The sequence below is a fragment of the Pseudohongiella sp. O18 genome (assembly GCF_021729085.1).
Classification (GTDB): Bacteria; Pseudomonadota; Gammaproteobacteria; order Pseudomonadales; family Pseudohongiellaceae; genus Pseudohongiella.
Map to the genome: position 1 here is coordinate 59,450 of NZ_JAJSAR010000002.1, position 15,844 is coordinate 75,293.

Below are 15,844 nucleotides of genomic sequence, written 5' to 3' on the forward strand. Positions count from 1 at the left end.
ATGAGTTATCCTAAAAATCCTATCTCTGTGTTCGATACAAGGTCAAACCATGTTCGCGGGAATCTTGTAAAATTCGAAAGTTTTTCTTTTCCACGTGAATCTGGTAAGCTAAGAGATGAATTCTTGGTGGGTTTTATGATCAAACGCTGTTTCATTTTAGCGGTAGCGCTCATGATTGCTTTGCAGTCAGTGATTTCTATTGCCTATGAAGAGCAGCTTCACCACGCGTCAGCACCGCACCATGAACATTCATTGGCGTCGGCTGACATCGAAAGAGAAGTACATAAAAGCTATCCCTCTCAAAATGAGTCTCATCACTCCAGCGCTGATTGTCATCACAACCATAACTGTTTTCATATGGGTTTGGTGATACCACAGACATCTCTTCCTGCTACTGCCGAGGCTTCAGTTGTACTGGTTTATCGAGCCAGCTTGCTGAAAGGTATCCACCCCCCACTGCTGCGCCCTCCGATCGCCTGACACTGCTTATATCTTCCCTGATCAGGGAATAGCTGTTTTTCAGACTTTCGTAGGAGCATTCTCATGCCTTCCAAATTGCCCGTGTATGCGGCGAGATGCGCATTGTCGTATCGTATTTTTTTCCTATTGTTGTGGGCGGTTATTGTATATCCGCTCAATTTCACTACCGTCCAGGCGGCAGATAACACGCTCACCTTGAGCGATGCCATGTCCCGCGCTATGGCGCAAAATCCGCGGTTACAGGTCTTTGACCTGCGTCTTGATGGACTTCAGGGGCGCCGAATCACGGCCGATCTGAGTCCGGCACTGGAAGTCGGCGCTGAGGTCGAGAACTTCCTCGGTACCGCAGATGCGCGCGGCCTGGTGGGCGCGGAGCTTACCCTGACACTGTCGTCAACTCTTGAACTTGGCGGGCAGCGGCAGGCACGAGTCAGTGCAGTCGATTCGCGGCGAGAACTTGTAGAGGCGGAACGTAGGGCGGAAACCCTTGATCTGCTGGGGCAAGTCGCTCAACGTTTTGTTGCTACCCTGGCATTGCAGGAGAAACTTCAACTTGCTGCTGATGCAGTGTCACTGGCTCAGTCGACACTTGATATCGTTACCCGGCGCGCCAATCAAGGCGCTACATCCCAGGCTGAGGTATTGCGGGCCAGGGCTGCGCTGACGCAAGGCCAGATTGAACAGTCACGCCTGCAATCGGAGCTGGTTAGTCGAAAGATGGCACTGGCTCTGTTGTGGGGGGACACCTCGGCAGAGTTCGGCCAGTTGCAGGGTGATCTGTTTCAATTCGGGTCTTCCGACAGTTTTGAGACCTTGTTCCAGCGCGTCAGCGACAGCCCTGCCATTCAGGTCTATGCCAGTGAACAGCGAGTGCGCGAAGCAGAGATTCAATTGGCCCGTAGCCAGTCTGAAAGCGACATTGGCTGGCAAGTGGGTGTCCGACGCAGGGAAGATACTGATGACTTCGCATTTACAGCTGGATTTTCCGTGCCACTGTTCCCAGTCCAGCGTAACCGTGGCGAAGTTCGCGCGGCACGAGCGGCCCGCGACGAAGTCAGGTATCGACGCGAGACCACGCTGCTGAACCTGCATTCATATCTGTTTGATGCCTATCAACAAAGGCAGCAAAGCATAGCCGCCGTGGAGCGGATCCGCAACGAGATGCTACCCGATCTGAGCGAGGCGCTAACTCAAACCCGCGAAGCTTATGAAAGCGGGCGCTACAGCTATGTGGAATGGATGGCCGCACAACGTGAATTACTCGCCGCACAGCGTGCTCTGGTCGACTCCGCAGCAACAGCGCTGCTGAATCAGGCCTTGATCGAACAACTTACAGCCCAGCCGCTGGCTGATCGCTGAAAAAGGACAATGACTATGAGAAACGTTAATTTATTACTTATTCTTGCCAGTCTATGTGCAATGACATCAGCTCCGATGCTTGCCGCACAAGATACTCATGAACATGAAGAAAATGCTGAACACCAGGATCATGAAGAAGCCGGTGAACACGAAGAGTCGGAAAGCGCCCACGTGGAAATCTCAGCCAGCATGGCAGAGCAGGTCGGTATCCGTAGCAGAGAAGCCGGTAGCGGCACCCTGGTACGTACATTGGTCAGCTATGGGAGACTAACGCTGGACCCAGACACCATTGTCCACATTCGGGCCCGGTTTCCGGGGCAGATCGTTAATGTAAACGCAGGCCTGGGCGATAGCGTCGAGGCCGGTGATCGGCTGATTACTATCGAATCGAATGACAGCCTTCAAACCTACACGGTGACAGCGCCTATAAGTGGCACCGTACTGGAGCGCAACGCCAATCTGGGCGGAGTGGCCATGGAACAGGCTCTGTTCACCATCGCCCCGCTTGATATCTTGTTGGCAGAGCTGAAAATCTTTCCGGGCCAGCGCCAACAGGTGGCTCCCGGACAGATGGTCCGTATCGATACCGGCGATACTCAAATCGAGGCCAGCATTCGCGACATCCTGCCGCAAGGCGATGACTCTCCCTATGTCATTGCCCGAGTGCAAATTGACAATTCTGATGGCTTGTTAGCCCCGGGGCGTCTGGTTACCGGACACATCGTGGTGGAGCGTATGGAGGCACCGCTGGTTATTGAGAGACGTGCATTGCAATCCTTGGACAACTCGCAGGTTGTATTCATACACGAAGGTAACGCATTTGAAGCACGTCCTGTGGAGCTCGGTCTCACCGATGGCGAGTTTGTCGAAGTCCTGTCCGGATTGAGGACAGGTGAGCGCTATGTGGTCGACAACAGCTACCTCATCAAAGCCGATATTGAAAAATCCGGCGCAGAACACGCCCACTAAGCCAGGAGGCCACCATGATTGATGCAATCGTCCGCTTCTCGGTTGAGAGGCGGTATCTTATGTTATCCCTGATTCTGGTGCTGATTGGTGCGGGGGTCTGGAGTTTCCAGCGCCTGCCTATTGATGCGGTGCCGGATATTACCAATGTTCAGGTACAGATCAACACAGAAGCCCCCGGCTATTCGCCTCTGGAAGCCGAACAACGTATCACCTTCCCGGTCGAAACCGCGTTGTACGGGCTGCCGAATCTGTCCTACACCCGTTCGCTGTCACGCTACGGCTTGTCCCAGGTCACTGTTGTGTTTGAAGAGGGCACGGATCTCTATTTCGCGCGTAACCTGATCAATGAGCGACTTGGTTCCATCAAGAGTGTCCTGCCGCCGGGCATGGAGCCAGAAATGGGACCTATCTCTACCGGTCTGGGCGAGATTTTTATGTACACCGTGGATGCTATTCCCGGCACCACACAAGCCAACGGTGAACCTTGGACACCGACAGCCTTGCGGGAAGTGCAGGACTGGATCATCAAGCCGCAACTTGCACAGGTACCAGGTGTCATTGAAATCAATTCTATTGGCGGATACGACAAGCAGTATCATGTGACCCCTTATCCAGCAAGGTTGCTCGAGTTGGGTGTCACTATGGAAAACCTGGTCACAGCATTACAGAGCAACAATGCCAACCGCGGGGCCGGTTATATTGAAAATAATGGCCAGCAGTTGCTGGTACGCTCGCCCGGTCAATTGCAGACCATCAGTGACATTGAGCAGGTGGTGATAGCCAATCGCAATGGCGCCCCTGTCAGGGTCGCGGATGTTGCTTCGGTGGCCATCGGCAAGGAGCTACGCACGGGTGCGGCCACCCGCGATGGCGTGGAAACGGTGTTGGGTACCGCCATGATGTTGGTGGGCGAAAACTCTCGCAGCGTTGCTCGCGCCATCGCCGCACGGCTGGAGGAGATCCGTCCGTCCTTGCCGCAAGGTGTGCGCCTGGAAACCGTCTATGACCGTACTACATTAGTTGACAAAGCCATCGCTACAGTGGAGAAGAATCTGCTGGAAGGCGCGCTACTGGTGATTGTCGTGCTATTTCTGCTGCTAGGCAATCTGCGCGCGGCGCTGATCACCGCAGCAGTGATTCCGTTGGCGATGCTCGCCACCATTACCGGCATGGTGCGCACCGGCGTTTCCGCTAACCTGATGAGTCTGGGGGCGTTGGATTTTGGTCTCATTGTCGATGGCGCGGTCATCATCGTGGAGAATTGCACACGACGCCTGGCCGAAGCACAGCACGCCAGTGGCGGACGACAACCGTTGAAGGAGCGGCTGCAGTTAGTGTACGAAGCGACCTCCGAGGTTATCCGGCCCAGCCTGTTCGGTGTGGCCATTATTACCGTGGTGTACATACCCATCTTCTCCCTCACCGGTGTCGAGGGCAAGATGTTCCATCCCATGGCCGCTACGGTTGTCATGGCGCTGCTTTCCGCGATGCTGCTCTCGCTGACCATTGTGCCCGCCGCAGTTGCTGTGTTCATGACCGGCAAGGTCCGGGAAAAGGAAAGTGCTGTCATCAACGTCTCCAAAAAGCTTTACCGTCCGGCTTTGGAGCTCGCGCTAAGGTTCCGTTTGATGGTACTCACCGGTGCCGGTGTGTTGCTGGCCGCCAGTCTGTGGTTGGCGACAACGCTCGGTTCTGAGTTCATCCCGCAACTTAACGAAGGGGATATCGCCTTACATGCACTTCGCATTCCGGGCACGGGTCTGGAGCAGTCGATTGCCATGCAGGAACAGCTTGAGCAGCGTATCAAGGAATTTCCGGAGGTAGACAAGGTCTTTGCGCGAATCGGCACGCCAGAGGTCGCCACCGACCCCATGCCGCCCAACGTGGCCGACAACTTTGTGATCCTTAAGCCCAAAGAGGAATGGCCCGATCCGGGTAAACCAAGGGATACGCTGATCGCAGAAATCCAGGCGGCGGTGGAAGAATTGCCCGGCAACAACTATGAGTTCACCCAGCCCATCGAGATGCGTTTTAATGAGCTGATCTCAGGGGTGCGGGCAGATCTGGGCATCAAGGTATTCGGTGATGACCTGGATCAGTTGCTTGCCTCGGCCACTGAGGTGCTGGAGGTGGTTGAGTCGGTCACCGGCGCTGCTGATGCCCGACTGGAACAGGTCACGGGGTTGCCCATGCTTTCGATTCACCCCAAACGCATGGCACTGTCGCGCTACGGCCTGACTGTTGATGACATGCAAGACCTAGTGGCAGCAGGCGTCGGCGGCGAGAATGCAGGCCTGATTTACGAAGGTGATCGCCGCTTCCAGTTGGTGGTCCGGCTACCCGAAGATATCCGCCGGGATGTGGATAGCCTGGCGGATCTACCCGTGCCGCTTCCTGACGGGGGCTATGTACCGTTATCGGAAGTGGCAGAACTGGAACTGGCACCCGCACCCAACCAGATTAGCCGCGAGAATGGCAAAAGACGGGTTGTGGTTACCGCCAACGTTCGTGATCGCGACCTGGGTGGCTTTGTGGAGGAAATCCGCGAGCGTATGGAGCAGGAGGTCGATCTGCCCGCAGGCTATTGGCTCGACTATGGTGGCACATTCGAGCAACTGGAGTCCGCCAGTCAGCGTCTTGCCATTGTGGTTCCCGTCACCCTGGCGATCATTGTAGCTTTGTTGGTGATGGCATTTGGCTCGCTCAAGGATGCCTTGATTATCTTCAGTGGCGTACCGCTTGCTCTGACAGGCGGGGTATTCTCTTTGTGGTTGCGAGACATGCCCTTGTCAATCTCTGCCGGGGTGGGTTTTATTGCCTTGTCAGGTGTTGCCGTGCTCAATGGACTGGTGATGGTGGCTTTCATCCGCGACCTGTGGCACGCGAATGGTGACCTGATCAAGTCAGTAACTGAAGGCGCATTGATACGTCTGCGGCCGGTGCTGATGACAGCGCTTGTCGCGGCATTGGGTTTTGTGCCCATGGCGCTAAACACCGGAACAGGTGCTGAGGTTCAAAGGCCATTGGCTACAGTCGTGATTGGCGGCATTATTTCGTCGACATTACTGACGTTGTTTGTGTTGCCGGTGCTTTATACCCTGCTGCACAGGAAAGACAAAAAACTTAAGGAAAGGTGATTGCTTTGCCCCTAGCGACCTTGCCGGGGGCAATTTTCCAGCGACTAGGACGAGGGTGATCCAATGAGTCACGAACACAACCATATGTCCCCGGAATCGAAGGATAAGCGCGTTGCCATCGCCATCTGGGCCAATGCTATTCTGACGTTTGCGCAAATCGGGGGCGGTATTTTTGCCGGCAGCCTGGCGCTTATTGCCGATGCCTTGCATAACTTTTCGGACATGGCAGCGCTGGTCATTGCGTTTGCCGCCCGGAAAATTTCGCGCCGTCCGGCTGACGCCAGAATGACCTTTGGCTATGGGCGAATTGAAGTGGTTGCGGCCCTGATAAACTACACCACCTTGATTATCATTGGGATATATCTGATCTACGAAGGTGGGATGCGGATACTGGATCCCCCGGAAGTCAAAGGATGGTGGGTTATCTGGCTTGGCGGTATTGCACTGGCCGTGGATGCGCTGACAGCCTTGCTCACCTATTCAATGCAGAAAGACAGCGTCAACATCCGTGCGCTGTTTCTGCATAATCTGTCCGATGCGCTCGCATCAGTTGCCGTGATCATTGGCGGTGTTTTCATCCTGCTCTACGACCTGCGTTGGGTTGACCCTGTCATCACCATCGTCATCGCAAGCTATATTCTTTATCTTGGCCTGACAGAAATCGGTGGAAGTATCAGAACATTGATGTTGGGGAGCCCTTTGAATATTGATACGGACGCTGTCATTCAGGTACTCACCAGGATCGAAGGCGTGGTTGATGTTCATCATGTGCATTGCTGGCAAATGGGTGAGCATGAAGCCTCGCTAGACGCTCATGTAGTCATTGATGCCGGCGCCTGGGATCAGTTTGAGCAGACCAAACATCGGCTAAAAAAGGCGCTGGAGGCGGAGTTCAACATACGGCATTCCACGCTGGAGTTTGAACACCCTGATCACTGTCACCAGGATACCAAGATATATGGGCACGGATAGAATGACACCATAGACTGTGATTGGCTGTGAGGTTGATCAGTTGCTAATCAATGTGAAGGGAACCGTTTGATTGCCATTTTGCCACGGGCTGAGGTTGTCAATTCATTGAGAATACCGCAATCAGGCGTTCTCTTTCCTTTTGAACAGCGTTTACGCAACTCAATGAGCTGGCTCTCTAGCGCACGCATGCTGACAATTTGAGTACGAATCTGAGCCAGATGTTCATCGACCAGCTGATTGATCGCGTCGCAATCTGTTGGACTACCATGTCGAAAATCGAGCAAACGCGCTATATCAGCGATTGATATATCCAGAGAGCGGCATTGGCGAATGAATGCCAATCTGTCCAGGTGCCCAGGGCCATAATCGCGATAACCATTCGGCAATCGTGCAGGGTCGGGCAGCAACCCAACTTTCTCATAGTAGCGAATTGTTTCAATCCCTATGCCAGTTGCTTGGCTTAGCTGTCCTATCCGCATGCTCACCTCTATAATTTTTCCAGATAATACCCTATTGACCCTGGAGTAGCTACAGGGTTTTAAATGTCGGCCATTGCCACCAAAGCGGCGTTCTACAAAGCTGACTCCTCCATCATTGATTCAGATGTCAGCCAAAATAGCAGTTCATAAAGGAGCTCTTATCATGCAGTCTTTTTGGTCCCCGTTAGTGTGTGGAGTATTAGTATTTTGTATCGTTCAACCTGATGCGTATGGCCAATCTGATGATGATGAAGATACCCAGGAAGAGGCAGTCGAAGAAATCCTGGTGACCTCTACCCGAAGCCGTCGTTCATTGGAAGATTTGCCAACACGAGTGGAATTAATCTCGGGTGAAGAGCTTGGTGAAAAGGTGAACATGAAACCTGGTGACATCAGGATGTTGTTGAATGAAAGCACCGGCATTCAGGTTCAACAGACTTCGGCGACCACATTTAACTCGAGTATCCGTATCCAGGGGCTGGACGGCCGCTACACACAAATGTTGCGCGACGGCTTGCCATTGTATTCGGGCTTTGCCGGTGGACTTGGGTTGCTCCAGATCGCGCCTCTGGATCTGCAGGCAGTTGAGGTCATCAAGGGCTCGTCTTCTACCTTGTATGGAGGCGGCGCAATAGCGGGTTTAGTGAATCTGATCACCAAAGTGCCTGATTACGAGCCAGAGACCAGCATGTTACTAAATCGAACTTCGGCGGGTGGGCTCGATGCCAGTGCTTTTCACGCTTCGCGCAGCGACAACGTAGGTACCACGCTTTTCGCCTCATGGAACGAAAACGCTGCCTATGATCCGTCGGACGTCGGCTTGTCAGCTATTCCTGAATTTGAGCGATGGACGCTGAATCCGCGCGCATTTTTCTATCTGGATGATTCAAGCGAGCTGAGCATCGGCATTACCGCCGTTGTGGAAGACCGCCTCGGCGGCAATATGGATTACATCAAAGACAGGCCGGTCGCCGAGCCTTATTACGAAGACAATCGTACCAAGCGGTTGTCAAGTCAGCTCGAATATAGTCGGCCGCTGGGAGAGGGGACTTTAAATTTCAGAAACAGTCTGGGACACTTTGATCGAGAGCTTGAAATGGCCGACTTTGGATTTGCGGGGGTACAAAAATCAAGCTTCAGCGAGCTGCACTACGCGCTGCCGACGGGAGCTGCGGAGTGGATAACGGGCTTGAGCCTGATCACTGAAGAATTTGAACAACAGGACGCCGTACCAGGCTTTAATCAGGATTTCTCTCAGTATACGCTGGGTGCATTCATTCAAAACTCCCGACCGCTGACCGACACCGTCAGTATTGAAGCAGGCGTTCGCGTAGACCACAACGATGATCACGGTACCATTACTCTGCCGCGTGTCGCGTTTTTGTACGAGCCGACGCCTGACATTACTGTTCGCGCTGGTGGTGGCCTGGGTTATCGTTTGCCTTCATTATTCATTGAAGAAGCAGAGAGTGTGCAGTTCCGCAATGTATTACCGTTGGACCGCAGCTCAATGAATGAGGAGCAGTCCAAAGGTGTCAACATGGATGTGACCTATAGGATACCCCAGGGTAACGGTAACCTTATTACGCTAAATTCGCTTCTGTTTTATACACGCGTGGACGATCCACTGGAGTTGCAGGAGCAGGGAGATAACCTTGAATTTACGCAACCAGATGGATATGTCGATACACGGGGCGTAGAGATCACTGTTACAGCCACATACGGCGACTTCAAGCTGTTTCTGGGTTATACGCATGCGAATGTGCGGGAGCACTATGCGGGTACTGTATCCAGAGCGCCGCTGGTGTCAGAACACCGGCTCAACAATGTTCTAATCTATGAGCGCGAAGATGATTTCAGGATAGGACTTGAAGCTTATTACTATGGACCGCAGCGTCTGAGCGACGGTGCCAGAGGTAAAAGCTATTGGGTCACAGGTGTGATGACAGAGAAGACTTTGGCGGAAAACGTAAAGCTATTCCTTAATTTCGAAAACTTTGGTGATACCCGTCAAACACGGTTCGATACTATCTACACCGGCAGCCTATCGAATCCTCAATTCAGGGATATTTATGCCCCGCTTGATGGTTTTATTGTGAATGGGGGTATTAAAGTGTTGTTCTAGGTTGCGTTCATCATAGAGGCATGTACAAATGTCCAATGTGCTAATTTTTAAGCTGAAGAATGCGCCAGGCACCGTTTAATACAATGGCACCAATAATGAAACCAATCACCAGGTCTGGATAACTTGATCCTGTCCAGGTCACCAACACCCCGGCGAGAATGACGCCAACGTTGGCGATAACGTCATTTGCCGAAAAAATCCAGCTGGCCTTCATATGTGCGCCGCTGTCTTTCTCGCGATGAATTATTATCAGGCAAGCGATGTTGGCTGCCAACGCTAGCATCCCAAAGCTTATCATCAATCCGGAAACAGGCTCACTACCCAAAAAGAAACGTCGCACGACCTCACCAAGTACGCTCAACGCGAGCAGCATCTGTAAAAGCCCCGCCAGATGGGCTGCACGTAACTTCAAGCTGCTAGCGCGCCCTACCGCATACAGTGCCAGCCCATAAACTGCGGCATCTGCGAACATATCTAAGGAATCGGCGATCAAGCCGGTAGATTGCGCTATCCAGCCGACTATCAACTCAAGAGAAAACATAGTCCCGTTGATAGCTAACAACCACTTGAGTGCGTACGATTCGCGCGCATGATCTACATCTGACTGCTTCATGGTCTGAGTCAGTTCATCTTCACTAAGTTCACGCACTGATTGCAATTTTGCACCCAGGCGCAATGCTTCAAGTCGTGACTGAATGTCAGATAGTTTGCCACTGTGGACTATTCTAAGGCTGCGATTTTTTAGATCAAAAATAAGAGTCGGAGGTGGTTCAATATGCGCAAATGCCATTCGAACCATCTGCTCTTCAGCGGCACAGTCCATTTTTGGAAGATTGAACTCGCAGACAAATTTGTTTTCTGCCACTTGAAATAAACCCTGTTTTTGCCACTAATTTCTATTCTACCTCACAAGCGAGACATTGATCAGATTGATTCCTAATGCACTAGGTGTCAACTAGGCTTCCTAAATCTAGTGTTATGCCTCACTTTGGCCACAGACAAGGTTTTCAGTATATTTTCGGGCTAGTGCCTCTTCCCCGTATTCTGCGCTAAGTCCTTGTGGGACTTTTGCGGGTTTGGTTGTGCATTGTTGTGCTTTATAGTGCAAAATCACGCAACGGACGCACTATTAAAGTTAATAAAAACAATCATATAGCGCTTGCAATAGGGGCTTCGAACCACTTGGTCGGGAGTTCGAATCTCTCCGGGTGCGCCAATATTTCTCATTAAAACAATGGGTTGAAGTCCTTTGGGTAGGTTATCCCCAGGCTGAAAACCGTTTAAATGCGGGAGTTTGCGGGACTTTCCTGAGTTTACTAGGTTCGTCAGAACCAACCGACGATAGAGAAGTGGGATCCGTGCGACCACTTCCAGCGAATACAGTTTTTGCTGAGTTTTACCCCGCAGGACGCCCCTATTTGCCGTCAACATCGAAAGCCTACGCCGTCTCCGGCATCAGCGGAGAGCTGATCGTTTTTGTTGGGGCGGCGGACTCATTACAGAAACCAGGCTATCGCCGTCGAAAAAGCAATACCTGACGCCATGCCTGTAATCATTGAGAATTTTGATCATCAGTGAATCTGCAGTGATTCATTCACGTGTTCTTTGTTGGCACGCTCAAAACTTTGGCTGTCACGCTTTCGTGATTCCTTCATGCAAAGACTCAATCAAGGGGCAAAAGACATTGCCCTGCTGCGCGTGACATCGACCGACCATTTCACGCAACACCTTCTCTATGCGCTTCAGTCTGACGATCTTCTTTCGTACGTGCTCCAGCTTATGCTCGGCGAGAGCACTGGCTTCCAGGCAATTAGCGCCATCTTCCAGCCGAAGCAGGTCGCTAATTTCATTAAGACTGAAGCCGAGCTCTTTCGCCGTTTTCACGAACATCAATCGGTCTATATCGGTAGATCCATACCGTCTAATGCCGCCCAACGGACGATCAGGCTCCTTTAACAGGCCTCGCCGCTGATAGTAACGGATCGTCTCAATATGCACGTCGGCAGCCTTGGCCAGCCCGCCGATGGTCATTGTATTGGATTTGTTCTGCATGCTATTGACTCCGTATCCAGCTACGGATGTAACTTTAATCCATTGGAGAGGATCAGGAAAGGAGTAAGCATTATGTCAATGTCGAATTCAGGGCGCTTTCCCCTGGCTGCCGGCGGGGTTGCGGCGCTTTTGGCCTCGGCCTGCTGTCTCGGGCCTCTGGTGCTGGTCTCGCTGGGAATATCCGGCGCCTGGATTGGTAACCTAGTGGCGCTGGAACCCTATCGTCCGCTTTTCATCGGCATAGCGGCGGTGGCCCTGTTCTTCGCCTGGCGCCGAATCTACCGCCCATCGGAGAAATGCCAGCTGGGAGAGGTATGCGCCGTCCCCCGCGTTCGCTCTGCCTACAAGGTCGCATTCTGGATGGTATTGGTACTGGTATTGATTGGCGTGGTGTTCCCTTACGCTCTTCCCCTGTTCTATTAAAAGGAGATTTCCCATGAAAATGCGATTCATTATGCCCTTGTTTATCGCCCTGCTAAGCATGCCCGCATGGGCCGCAATGCAGACCGTCACACTTTCAGTGCCGGGCATGACCTGCCCTACTTGTCCGATCACCATCAAGATGGCTCTAGGCCAAGTGGAAGGCGTCTCGCAGATCGACGTGGACTATCGAGAACGTGAAGCCGTGGTCACCTTCGACGACGCCCAGACGTCCGTGGCGGCGTTGACCGAAGCCACCACCAACGCCGGCTTTCCATCGATCCTCAAATTCATGAGCGCGAATGACAACGACTCATCTCAGTAAGGAAAACCCCTTATGAGCGATAACAAAACCCCGCATATTGCGGTGATCGGCAGCGGCGGGGCGGCCATGGCGGCCGCCCTGAAGGCGGCCGAACGTGGAGCACGCATTACCCTGATCGAGCGAGGTACCATCGGCGGCACCTGCGTGAATGTCGGCTGCGTACCCTCGAAGATCATGATTCGCGCCGCGCATATTGCGCATCAGCGAAAGGAAAGCCCCTTTGACGAGGGATTGAGCGCCCACGCACCGGTGGTGGATCGGGCGAAACTGCTCCAGCTACAGCAAGAACGTGTCGACGAGCTGCGTGATGCCAAGTACCAGCGGATTTTGCGCGACCACCCAGGCATCACGGTCCTGAACGGCGAGGCCCGCTTTCTTGATGCCCATCACCTGGCGGTCAGACTGAATGAAGGTGACGAGCAGAGCGTCCGCTTCGATTGTGCTTTCATCGGCACTGGCGCCCGCCCGGCGGTGCCGCCGCTACCAGGGCTGGCTGAAACGCCCTACCTGACTTCCACCAGCGCAATGACACTGGAGGCTTTGCCAGATCGATTGATTGTAATCGGCGCCGGATTTGTCGCTTTGGAGCTGGCTCAGGCTTTTGCCCGACTGGGTAGCCAGGTCACTGTCCTGGCCCGCAGCACTCTGCTATCCAGTGAAGACCCTGCAATCGGCGAGGCCATTGAGGCAGCGTTCAAGCGCGAAGGCATCGAGGTGCTCAAGCAGACGCAGGCCAGCCGTACGGAATATACCGACAATGAATTTATTCTCCACACCAACGCTGGTACCCTGCGGGCAAGTCAACTGTTGATAGCCACCGGACGGACCCCCAATACCGAGGCCCTGAACCTGGAGGGTATCGGCGTGGAAACCTCCCGTGGTGCGATCCAGGTGGACGAACAACTTCAAACCACGGTCCCCGGTATCTTTGCCGCCGGTGACTGCACCGGTCAGCCGCAATTTGTTTACGTCGCCGCTGCCGGAGGCAGTCGGGCTGCTGTCAACATGACGGGAGGCAAGACAATCCTGGACCTCAGCGCCATGCCAGCCGTGATGTTTACCGACCCTCAGGTGGCCACCGTTGGCCTGACAGAAGCCGAGGCAATCAAGCGAGGCTTTACCGTGGATACCCGCGTGCTGGATCTGGAGAATGTACCGCGCGCGCTGGTCAATTTCGACACCAATGGGTTTATAAAGATGGTGGCCGATCGCGACTCAGGAAAGTTGCTGGGTGTGCAGGCTGTAGCGGGAGACGCCGGTGAACTGATTCAGACGGCGGTAATGGCGCTGCGCGCAGGCATGACGGTGAAGGCTATCGGTGATGAGATGTTTCCTTATTTGACCATGGTGGAAGGTCTCAAGCTTTGCGCTCAGACGTTCACTAAGGATGTTAAACAGTTATCTTGTTGCGCTGCGTAGCAGAGTGCACGAGGTTGCCTGGAATCATCCTTGAAATCGGCAATAAAGGGAGACAGTATGTTCAATAATTTGTTTAACATGATAGTCCGCATTGGTGACAAAGCTGGCTTTAGCGGAGCCTTGGTTGCAGGAATAGGATGTTCCGCGTGTTTCCCCGCACTGGGCGCTATAGGCGCGGCTTTGGGCTTAGGTTTTCTCAGTCAGTGGGAATCGGTACTCGTGAGTTGGGTCATTCCGCTCATAGCCGTTCTGGTGATAGTCGTCAATGTGTTGGGTTACTTCAGTCACGGGCAATGGCATCGGACAGCGCTGGGGTTGATTGGCCCGATATTAGTATTGATCGGGGCCATAACGATGAGTGAATGGTATTTTTATCCGGGGCTTGGATTCATGCTAGGTGTCTCGGTCTGGGATATGGTTTCAGCCCGACACAAACGATGCGAACCAGAAAGTGCGATAAAGGATCAGGAAAGCAGTAGCGCGGACAAGTGATATTGAAACTTTTCCCGTATCTCAACTGGACCGCAGTCCAAGCTTTTGGGTTGGATTTGTATGCGGGACTTTTGCGGGTTTGGTTGGGCATTGTTGTGCTTTGTAGTGCAAAATCACGCAACGGACGCACTATTAAAGTTAATAAAAACAATCACATGGCGTTCCAGGTAGTGGCTTCGAACCACTTGGTCGGGAGTTCGAATCTCTCCGGGTGCGCCAAACAAGAAAGGTCCGCTTTATGCGGGCCTTTTTTGTTTGTGGTATCTGGTTAGTGAGAACTCCCCGGTTCGACAAAACGCCTCGCGTTTTGGACGGCTGCAAGCCGCCCCGAAGGGGTGAGTAATCCGCCACAGCGGATTGCGAATCAATCTCTCCGGGTGCGCCAAACAAGAAAGGTCCGCTTTATGCGGGCCTTTTTTGTTTGTGGTATCTGGTTAGTGAGAACTCCCCGGTTTGACCGAGCCCAGGCTTTCTAATGACTGGCCGAGCGCCGCTCCGCCGACATGATGTAAGCACGCACATCATCGGCAAGCTGCAGTCGCATGACCTCTCGTTCGAACTCCACCTCCGAGGATAATCCGGCTCCCAGAATCTGGCGCCATTCACTGATGAAGTTGGCATAGATCAGCACCTGCCCAAGGGGGCTAAACGATGACTGACGGTCTGCAAGCGCCAGGTCCCGGATTGCTGAGATTACAACAGTGGGCATCCGCCAGTGCGTGGCTACCAGAACACTGAGCTGCATGGACTTCTGGGACAACAGTTGTTTGACGACCGGCGATCCCAGCTTTTCATCAGGGTTGAATCGGCGTACTGCGTCTATCATCAGCTTGAAGATCACAATCTTGCCAATGTCATGGACCAGGCCAATCAGAAAAGCTGTTTCACCGTCCAGGCCACGTATCCCGGCCAGATCGCGACAAATGTTGGCTGTATCGTCACTGTGAATCCAGATCTTTTCGCCAAATGCCTTGAAGTAAGCATGCCGGATAGTCGATATACCTTTAATGTAGGCCAGCAGCACATGTTGCTTGACGCCCTGACTGCCCAGTAGTGAGAAGGCCCGTTTGATATCGGTAATTTCTTCACCACCTGGGTTGTATTGCGCACTGTTTGCCACTGAAATCAGTTGCGCCGCGATCGTTGGATCCTTCTCCACGACTTCACAATATGACTTCAGGTCAAAATCATCTGACTCAAGCATGTCCATTAACTTGCTGACAGAATGCGACAGCTTCGGTATGTGTGCGGCGATGGTGTCTGGAGAATCCAGTAGTGCATTGGTATCGAGCAGAATTTCCTGTTCCAGTGTCGACACTCGCTGTAACTTCGGCTCCCCAAGTAGAAAGTCATAGAATAACTGCCCGGTGTTTCCGCCTGTCATCTCGGTGTATTTGATTTCCCGGCTTAGTGCCTCACGGGCTGCTTGCCCATGTTGAACGGTGTCGTCACGAGAGGGAGCGGGCCTTGTCTTTTCCGATGGGAGTGTCGCTGGCCGGCTGTTCTTTTTTTCAGCTGAGCTTGGTGACAGGTTTCGGCGCCCAGACTGGCCGAAAAGGCGGGACAGCAGTTCTCGAATCACAAGACTTCCATTTGATTTTTGCCTGTTGGATTG

Annotated in this window: 14 protein-coding genes; 10 read left to right on the forward strand and 4 right to left on the reverse strand. The window is 53.0% G+C overall.

Features of this window, described 5'->3' with window-relative positions:
- The 5 genes from LVD14_RS07585 (at window position 1) to LVD14_RS07605 (ending at window position 6,917) form a co-directional block, all read left to right on the forward strand.
- Window positions 1-480, forward strand: a complete 480-nt coding sequence (locus LVD14_RS07585; RefSeq protein WP_237133487.1) for a hypothetical protein — start codon at window positions 1-3, stop codon at window positions 478-480.
- A 63-nt stretch (window positions 481-543) separates the two neighbouring features.
- Entirely contained in the window at window positions 544-1,839 is a 1,296-nt protein-coding gene (locus LVD14_RS07590) for a TolC family protein (protein ID WP_237133488.1), read from the forward strand.
- 15 nt (window positions 1,840-1,854) lie between these two features.
- Entirely contained in the window at window positions 1,855-2,808 is a 954-nt protein-coding gene (locus LVD14_RS07595; protein WP_237133489.1) for an efflux RND transporter periplasmic adaptor subunit, read from the forward strand.
- A 14-nt stretch (window positions 2,809-2,822) separates the two neighbouring features.
- Window positions 2,823-5,945 carry an efflux RND transporter permease subunit gene (locus LVD14_RS07600; protein ID WP_237133490.1) on the forward strand — a complete coding sequence of 1,041 codons (3,123 nt, stop codon included), beginning with the start codon at window positions 2,823-2,825 and terminating at the stop codon, window positions 5,943-5,945.
- A gap of 63 nt (window positions 5,946-6,008) precedes the next feature.
- The gene (locus tag LVD14_RS07605) at window positions 6,009-6,917 is read left to right on the forward strand and encodes a cation diffusion facilitator family transporter (RefSeq protein ID WP_237133491.1); all 909 of its coding nucleotides are present in this window, start codon (window positions 6,009-6,011) and stop codon (window positions 6,915-6,917) included.
- A gap of 47 nt (window positions 6,918-6,964) precedes the next feature.
- On the opposite strand, the gene LVD14_RS07610 is transcribed toward LVD14_RS07605, so the two are convergent.
- The gene (locus tag LVD14_RS07610; RefSeq protein ID WP_070116083.1) at window positions 6,965-7,396 is read right to left on the reverse strand and encodes a Cd(II)/Pb(II)-responsive transcriptional regulator; all 432 of its coding nucleotides are present in this window, start codon (window positions 7,394-7,396) and stop codon (window positions 6,965-6,967) included.
- Between the two features lie 163 nt (window positions 7,397-7,559).
- On the opposite strand from LVD14_RS07610, the gene LVD14_RS07615 reads away from it, so the two are divergent.
- Window positions 7,560-9,521: a TonB-dependent receptor plug domain-containing protein gene (locus LVD14_RS07615; RefSeq protein ID WP_237133492.1), complete on the forward strand. Its 1,962-nt coding sequence runs from the start codon at window positions 7,560-7,562 to the stop codon at window positions 9,519-9,521.
- A gap of 40 nt (window positions 9,522-9,561) precedes the next feature.
- Here LVD14_RS07615 and LVD14_RS07620 read toward each other — a convergent pair whose 3' ends face one another.
- Both LVD14_RS07620 and merR read right to left on the reverse strand, forming a co-directional pair.
- Window positions 9,562-10,386, reverse strand: coding sequence for a cation transporter (locus LVD14_RS07620; protein WP_237133493.1), 825 nt, complete (start codon window positions 10,384-10,386; stop codon window positions 9,562-9,564).
- Between the two features lie 767 nt (window positions 10,387-11,153).
- Window positions 11,154-11,573, reverse strand: a complete 420-nt coding sequence (merR, locus tag LVD14_RS07625) for an Hg(II)-responsive transcriptional regulator (protein WP_237133494.1) — start codon at window positions 11,571-11,573, stop codon at window positions 11,154-11,156.
- Window positions 11,574-11,645: 72 nt separating this feature from the next.
- Between merR and merT the strand changes: the two genes are divergently transcribed.
- Genes merT through merC form a run of 4 tightly spaced genes read left to right on the forward strand, consistent with a single transcriptional unit; the run spans window position 11,646 to window position 14,229 of the window.
- A complete protein-coding gene (merT, locus tag LVD14_RS07630; protein ID WP_237133495.1) occupies window positions 11,646-11,996 on the forward strand; it encodes a mercuric ion transporter MerT in 351 nt (116 codons plus the stop codon).
- 13 nt (window positions 11,997-12,009) lie between these two features.
- Window positions 12,010-12,318 (forward strand): mercury resistance system periplasmic binding protein MerP, encoded by a 309-nt coding sequence (gene merP / locus LVD14_RS07635; protein WP_237133496.1) that lies wholly within the window; start codon window positions 12,010-12,012, stop codon window positions 12,316-12,318.
- Between the two features lie 12 nt (window positions 12,319-12,330).
- The gene (merA, locus tag LVD14_RS07640) at window positions 12,331-13,737 is read left to right on the forward strand and encodes a mercury(II) reductase (RefSeq protein ID WP_237133497.1); all 1,407 of its coding nucleotides are present in this window, start codon (window positions 12,331-12,333) and stop codon (window positions 13,735-13,737) included.
- 57 nt (window positions 13,738-13,794) lie between these two features.
- Entirely contained in the window at window positions 13,795-14,229 is a 435-nt protein-coding gene (gene merC, locus LVD14_RS07645; RefSeq protein ID WP_237133498.1) for an organomercurial transporter MerC, read from the forward strand.
- Between the two features lie 472 nt (window positions 14,230-14,701).
- Here the strand turns inward: merC and LVD14_RS07650 are convergent, their stop codons facing one another.
- Window positions 14,702-15,547 (reverse strand): HDOD domain-containing protein, encoded by an 846-nt coding sequence (locus LVD14_RS07650; protein ID WP_237133499.1) that lies wholly within the window; start codon window positions 15,545-15,547, stop codon window positions 14,702-14,704.
- Window positions 15,548-15,844 lie beyond the last annotated feature (297 nt).